The organism is Aeromonas sp. (genome assembly GCF_050633025.1).
In the GTDB taxonomy this organism is placed as follows: Bacteria; Pseudomonadota; Gammaproteobacteria; order Enterobacterales; family Aeromonadaceae; genus Aeromonas.
Window position 1 is genome coordinate 26,178 of the sequence record NZ_JBODRQ010000026.1, and the last position, 6,849, is coordinate 33,026.

Below are 6,849 nucleotides of genomic sequence, written 5' to 3' on the forward strand. Positions count from 1 at the left end.
GGCCTGTTTGTCGCAAAAATGGATGATATCCGCACCGGTTTGGGTATTCTCGACTTATGAGGCCAGGGAACTGGCCATCACCTGACAGTGAAACAATGAGCGAAGCGGGTCGAGCGAACCCGCCACAAGGACAAAAATGCAACGTATCAAGTGCCGCGTAGAGGAACTGCGCGAATATGTCGACACCATCTGGCATGTGGCCCTGACGCCGCAGCAGGCGATCAGCTTCAAGCCGGGTCAGTATCTGCTGGTGGTGATGAGCGATTCGGACAAGCGTCCCTTCTCCATCGCCAACTCGCCGACCCGCCCGGGCGTATTGGAGCTGCAGATCGGCGCGACACCCGAAAACGCCTATGCCGGTCAGGTGCTGGCCCGCATGCGCGAACAGGGGGAGATCGAGGTGGAGCTGCCCGCCGGCAAGGCGTTTCTGCGCGATGAATCCCCCCGCCCGTTGATCCTGATGGCTGGCGGTACTGGTTTCTCCTATGCCAAATCGATTCTGGAGTACCTGATCGACTGCGGCAGCAAGCGTCCGGTGTTCTTCTACTGGGGGGTGCGTCAGGCTCACTGGCTCTATGAGCTGGAGCAGATGCAGCAATGGGAGCGTGACTATGCGCCGCTCACCTTTATCCCGGTGGTGCAGGAGCCTGAGGCTGACTGGACCGGCAAGAGCGGGCTGGTGCACAAGGCGATCATGGATGACTTCGTCAGCCTCCATGACTACGACATCTATGTCGCCGGCCGTTTCGAGATGGCGGGGGCCGCGCGGGAGGAGTTCAAGATCCTCGGCGCCGAGCCGGAGCGCATCTTCGGCGACGCCTACGAGTTTATCTGACCACGGCCAACCGCAGATCCTCGATCTGCCCCTTTACCGCCTTGTGGGAGAAGGGGGGATGAGAAACTCGTTGTCCCCATAAAAACGACAAACCCCAGCCTGGCTGGGGTTTGTGCTATCTGTGGCGGGTCACGCCGGATCATTCGCCCTTGGCGGCGAGCTGCTGCTCGAGCTGGGCCAGCTTGGCCTCGAGGGCGGTCAGCTTCTCCCGGGTGCGCAGCAGCACCTTGGTCTGTACGTCGAACTCCTCGCGGCTGACCAGATCCAGCTTGCCCAGCTGGGCCTGCAAGACCTGACGGGTCTTTTTCTCCACCTCTTCACCCATGCTGCGAATGCCGGGTGGCAGGGAGTTGTGCACCTGCTTGGCGATCTCTTCCAGTTTCTTCGGGTCGATCATGATGTCCTCCTTAAGCGTTGGCGGACATTCTACCGACAATTCCCTCACTTTGCCGAGATCGCGGCGGCTTTTTAGTCGTGATGGTACCCGCTGGCTGGTCGGGTCTGGTTAATCCACCACTGTTGTTACCCTTGCGCCCCTTTGTTGACGTAAAACCTTGATTCTCGCCACAAACCTGAGCAGAAGATGACCAGCATGAGTCTCGTTGATTGTTGATTTTATGTTAACGTTGAGCGGTCGGAGTGGTGAATGCTTCGTTGGCTTGTGATGGACAACAACCTATAAAGAGAACAAAAAATGAAGAAGAAGCTAATTTATGCAGCTGTTGTCAGCGCCCTGCTGGCCGGATGTGGTGGAGATGACAACAAGGGAGACACCACCAGCTCCCTCGACTACGTCCTGAGTGGTGTCAGCGGCCTACGCCCGAGCGTGCTGGCCCCCCGTGCCAGCGACGGCACCCTGAAGTTTTCGACAGAGACGCAGGATCTCTCCAACCCGGTGTCTGCCCTCTCCACCCTGGATGGCTGGTCAACTACCCAAGCCATTCAGCTGGTGCCATCGACTGTTAGCGGGGTCACCATCCCGGCACCGGCAGATGCTGAGTTTTCGGCTTCGGTTGCCCCCCTTTATCTGCTTGAGTTGATGCTCGATCCGGCCACTCTGCAGCCCAGCGGTGTGAAAAAAGTGTTGGCTTACGGCATTGATAAGGATTTTGTGGTCCGTTCTGAAGGTGGCAAGCTCAATCTGGTTCCGCTCAAGCCACTCAATCCCTCTTCTTACTACATGATCGTGGCGACCGATGCCCTCAAGGACAGTCGTGGCACACCGCTCAAGGCGGGCGGCGATTACAGCAGCTTCAAATCGACAGCTGGTGCAACCACTCAGGAGCAGACCATCAACGGCCTGATCTCGCTGCAGGAAGGTCTGTTCAAGGCAGCCACCGGGATCACCAGCGATCGGGTGATCTTCTCCGACTGGTTTGCCACCCAATCTGGTGCCGATGTGCTGCTGGCGGTGAAGAGTGCCGCCGCTTCCGTGCTGAAGAGCCCGAGCCTGGACGCCGCGGCGCTGTGGAAGCAGGATGCCAAGGGCAACACCAGCCTGCCGGCAACCTATACCATCAATGGTCTTAATGGCGGGGTGGATTTTCTGACCCAGCTGGCGAATGAGCCATTCTTGCCGCAGGATCAGAAAGATGCACTGACAGCCGCCTTTGGTGTTGGTACGCCGCTTAACGGGGTTGCCCAGCTAACCAAGGTGTATACCGGTACCGTCAAGCTCCCTTACTTCCTCTCTACTCCAGCGATAGCCGGCTCCTGGGACAAGGCCAAGGCCCAATCCTGGCACGGCGCCATTCCCAGCCTCTATGCTATCGCCAATGCCCTGAAAGCGGGCGATAGCGAGGTGATCGGTGGACTGGTCGGGGCGGGTGTGGATCCGGCACTGCTGGGTGAGCTGATCGCCGACCCGAGCCGTCAGGCCGATCTACTTACCGAGGCGAGCAAGCTGATTGGGGTGAGCCTCACCTCCGGCGGAAAGCCGCTGGATAGCGAGCGCAATATCGGCCGCTTTAACCCGCTGCCAGCCCTGACGGAGGTGCAATCGGTACCGCTGCGGATCTTTGCCGCCGCACCGCTCAATGCCATTACCGATGTGATCATCTATCAGCACGGGGTTACCTCCATCAAGGAGAACGCCTATGCGCTGGCGCTGGGCCAGATCGGCGCGGGTCTGCAAGTCACACCAACAGCCAAAAATGTCGCTGTGGTGGTGATCGATCATCCGCTGCACGGTGAGCGTGGCTATGCCCTGAGTGGCAGCATGGCGACCGTGACCACCTCTGAAAATCCGACCCCGTATCTGAACCTGAGCTACTTGACCGTGGCGCGGGACAACCTGAAACAGAGCGTGACCGATCTGTTGGGACTGCGACTGGCCGTCGGTCTGGCCAATGCCAAGGGGCTGGGTGGTCAACTGGGCGGCGCCGGTCTGAAGGTACATTTCCTCGGACACTCGCTGGGGGCAATTGCCGGAGCCAATCTGCTGGCCGTCGCCAACCAGCCTACTGGCAGTGCTCAGGCTGATGCCCTGTTCAAGTTCGATACCGGTGGTCTGGCGATGCCGGGCGGCGGCATCGCGCCGTTGTTGCTCAACTCGCCGAGCTTCGGGCCGACCATCAAGATGAGCGTCCTCACCTCGGGCAGTCCGGCGCTGAAAGCGGGCTTTACCGCCTATGCACCGAACTGCAAAACGGCTGCTGCCACTTGCTTCGTCAACGAGTTCCTGCCCAGTCTGGATGCGGCCACTCAGGCGGGGGCGGCGAGCACCTTGCAGAGCTATACCTTTGCCGCCCAGTCAGTGCTGGACTCTGCCGACCCGATCAATCTGGGCAGAGGCGTCGCCAAGAGCTTCCCGCTGTTCGCCACCGAAATTGTGGGCGATGGTGCGCTCAGCTTGCCGGATCAGGTGATCCCCAACAGTATCGCCTCTGCGCCGCTGGGTGGCACCGAGCCGCTGTTCCGGGTGCTGGGTTTACAAGAGCTGAAGGGTTCCGGCGTGCTCCCGGCGGGTCACCATGCTGCGCGCTTCCTGAAAGGGGGCCATAGCTCGCTGCTGGCTCCTGACGAGAACTTCGATCAGGCTGGCGCGGTCACCACCGAGATCCAGACCCAGTTCGCCAGCTTCTTTATGAGTGGCGGTGCGGCAGTCAAGGTAACTGACGACACCCTGCTCAAGCAGTAACTGCGCAGACCATAAACAAACGCCGCCCTTCGGGGCGGCGTTCTCGTTTCTGCAACTGCTGAAAAATCAGGTCGGCTGGTGGTTGCGATCCAGCCAGCCTTGCAGCAGGCCGACCAGCAGACCGGTCAGGTGGGCGATGTTGGCCGTGCTGGTTCCGAGCATGTCGAAGAAGCCGAGCACCATCCAGAACAGCATAAAGCCCATCAGCGCCGGTGGCAGGGTCAGGCCGCAGGACGGTTGCAGCTTGGCTCGCAGCCAGCAGTAGCCGAGCAGGGCATAGACCACGCCGGAGAGGCCGCCAAACAGCGGGCCGCTGGCAAAGAACTCGGCGATATTGGGCAGGGCGGCGCCCACCAGCAGCAGGATCAGCAGCTTGCCGCTGCCGAGGCGCTGCTCGATCTGGCCGCCGAGATACCACCACCACAGCAAGTTGAACACCAGATGGAGCACCGAGAAGTGGATCAGGGCGGGGGTGAAATAGCGCCACGCCTGCCAGTCGGTGAACTGGGCCAGCGTCGGGTGGAATGCCAGTTCATCGTAGATTGGCAGGCCGATGGCCTCGATCCCGTAGATGGCGAGACAGGCGATGATCACCACCAGCGTCAGTGGCCCCGCCTGATGGAGGAAATCGGTGATGGGGTCCGTCATCCCCTTGCTGTAGTCGATGCGGGCATCGGCGCGGCCGGATTGCCAGGAGGCCTCCATGTAGCGCGGGTGGCCCGGCTCGGCCAGAAAGCGCTTCACCTCCAGCTGGGCCTGGGCGAGGCGTAGCTCGTCAGCCAACCAGATGGTGACCCCCAGCTCGGACTGGGTCAGCTCGCAGGAGATGCCCAGGGTGGCGAGATAGTCCACCAGCGCCTGCGCCATGCGGGCGTTGTCGAGCACCAGCAGCTGGATCATGCTTCGCCTGCCTCGATGGGAAACTCGCGGCGCCACGCCTCGAAACCGCCATCCAGACTGTAGACCTCGTCATAACCCTGTTGCAGCAGGTATTGGGCCGCCCCTTGACTGCTGTTGCCGTGATAGCACATCACGATGACCGGGGTATCGAAATCCACTTCGTTCATAAAGCGCACCAGGGTGCCGTTGGTGAGGTGGAAAGCGCCGACCGCGTGGGCCGCTTCAAAGGACTGCGGGTCGCGAATATCCACCAGACGGGCTTCACCCGCGCTCAGTTTCTGGTGGGCATCATGGGCATTGATATGGGCAAACTGGTCCATCGGGATGTCCTGCGAATAGGTTGATTACGGGCCAGTGTACCGCAAGCTTGGGCGCAAACTAACCCCACAAAAGATAAGGGAGCCTGCGGCTCCCTTGGCGATATGGCATGCGGGTCAGTGGGTTAACCGCCCAGATAGGCCTGCCGCACTGCCGGGTTGGCCAGCAGGGCGGCGCCCGTGTCTTGCAGCACCACGTGGCCGTTCTCCAGCACATAGCCGCGGTCGGCCAGCTTGAGCGCCTGGTTGGCGTTCTGCTCCACCAGAAAGATGGTCATCCCCTTCTGGCGCAGCTGCTCTATGGTGTCGAAGATCTGCTGGATGACGATGGGGGCCAGCCCCAGCGAAGGTTCGTCCAGCAGCAGCAGGCGCGGCTTGCTCATCAGGGCACGGCCGATGGCCAGCATCTGTTGCTCGCCACCGGACATGGTGCCCGCCCGTTGTTGCAGGCGCTCGTGCAGGCGTGGGAACAGGGTGAATACCTGATCCAGCAGGCCATGCTGCTCTGCCTTGTCGACGAAGAAGGCGCCCATCAGCAGGTTCTCCTCCACCGTCAGGCGGGCGAAGATACGGCGCCCCTCCGGCACCACGGCGATATCCTTGCGCATGATGCGGGCGGTAGAGAGAGAGTCTATCTGCTCCCCTTCAAACCAGATGGAGCCACTGCTGGGCTTGGGTTCACCGCAGAGGGTCATCAGCAGGGTGGTCTTGCCGGCGCCGTTGGCACCGATCAGGGTGACGATTTCACCCTCTTTCACCTCGACGCTGACATCGTGCAGTGCCTGAATTTTGCCGTAGTGGGTCGATACGTTGCGAAGTTCTAACATCTTTTTGTCCTTACGACTCGCCCAGATAGGCCTTGATCACTGCCGGATTATTGCGGATCTCATCCGGCTTGCCGTGGGCCAGCGGGGTGCCCTGGCTGACCACGAAGATGCGGTTGGAGATACCCATCACCAGCTTCATATCGTGTTCGATCAGCAGCACCGAGACCCCGAATTCATCCCGCAGGCTCATGATGAGCTCGTCCAGCTCGTCGGTCTCCTTCGGGTTGAGGCCGGCGGCCGGTTCGTCCAGCATCAGCAGCTCGGGACGGGTCGCCATGCAGCGGGCGATCTCGAGGCGGCGCTGCTGACCGTAGGCCAGATTACCGGCGGCGCGGTTGGCAAGATCCTTGAGCCCCACTTTATCCAGCCAGAAGGCGGCCCGCTCCAGCCCCTCCTGCTCCGCCCGGCGGAAGGCCGGGGTCTTGAACAGGCCGGCGATAAAGCTGGTGTTGAGGTGCTGGTGCTGGGCAACCAGCAGGTTCTCCACCGCCGTCATCTCCTTGAACAGCCGCACGTGCTGGAAGGTACGCACAATCCCCTTGCGGGCGATGAGGTGGCCGGGCAGCCCCTGGATCTCCTCACCCTTGTAACGGATGGTGCCGCCGCTCGGGCAGTAGAAGCCGGTCAGGCAGTTGAAGATGGTAGTCTTGCCCGCACCGTTGGGGCCGATGATGGAGATCACCTCGCCCTTGTCGATATCCAGCTTGACCCCGTTGACGGCCAGCAACCCTCCGAAGCGCATCGACAAATCAGAGACTTCCATTAACTTCTGATGAGTACTCATTTCTTCAACTCCAGATGCGGACGGGTCATCGGCAGCAATCCCTGTGG

The 6,849-nt window shown here is 60.9% G+C and carries 7 protein-coding genes; 2 read left to right on the forward strand and 5 right to left on the reverse strand.

The features are described from left to right. The first annotated feature begins 136 nt into the window (after positions 1-136). Positions 137-835: an NAD(P)H-flavin reductase gene (gene fre / locus ACRAUW_RS05735; RefSeq protein WP_431361517.1), complete on the forward strand. Its 699-nt coding sequence runs from the start codon at positions 137-139 to the stop codon at positions 833-835. Between the two features lie 139 nt (positions 836-974). Here the strand turns inward: fre and ubiK are convergent, their stop codons facing one another. Next, positions 975-1,232, reverse strand: coding sequence for a ubiquinone biosynthesis accessory factor UbiK (gene ubiK, locus ACRAUW_RS05740; protein ID WP_431361518.1), 258 nt, complete (start codon positions 1,230-1,232; stop codon positions 975-977). Between the two features lie 297 nt (positions 1,233-1,529). On the opposite strand from ubiK, the gene ACRAUW_RS05745 reads away from it, so the two are divergent. Further along, positions 1,530-3,974: a VolA/Pla-1 family phospholipase gene (locus ACRAUW_RS05745; RefSeq protein ID WP_431361519.1), complete on the forward strand. Its 2,445-nt coding sequence runs from the start codon at positions 1,530-1,532 to the stop codon at positions 3,972-3,974. Between the two features lie 66 nt (positions 3,975-4,040). On the opposite strand, the gene glpG is transcribed toward ACRAUW_RS05745, so the two are convergent. The 4 genes from glpG to livG form a co-directional block, all read right to left on the reverse strand. Beyond that, positions 4,041-4,874 (reverse strand): rhomboid family intramembrane serine protease GlpG, encoded by an 834-nt coding sequence (gene glpG, locus ACRAUW_RS05750; protein ID WP_431361520.1) that lies wholly within the window; start codon positions 4,872-4,874, stop codon positions 4,041-4,043. Next, positions 4,871-5,194: a thiosulfate sulfurtransferase GlpE gene (gene glpE, locus ACRAUW_RS05755; RefSeq protein ID WP_005355913.1), complete on the reverse strand. Its 324-nt coding sequence runs from the start codon at positions 5,192-5,194 to the stop codon at positions 4,871-4,873. Before glpE ends, glpG begins: the two co-directional genes overlap by 4 nt. Positions 5,195-5,316: 122 nt before the next feature. Beyond that, positions 5,317-6,018: an ABC transporter ATP-binding protein gene (locus ACRAUW_RS05760; protein ID WP_150997999.1), complete on the reverse strand. Its 702-nt coding sequence runs from the start codon at positions 6,016-6,018 to the stop codon at positions 5,317-5,319. 10 nt (positions 6,019-6,028) lie between these two features. After that, on the reverse strand, positions 6,029-6,802 hold the full coding sequence (livG, locus tag ACRAUW_RS05765) for a high-affinity branched-chain amino acid ABC transporter ATP-binding protein LivG (protein WP_005339435.1): 774 nt from the start codon (positions 6,800-6,802) through the stop codon (positions 6,029-6,031). Between the last annotated feature and the right edge of the window lie 47 nt (positions 6,803-6,849).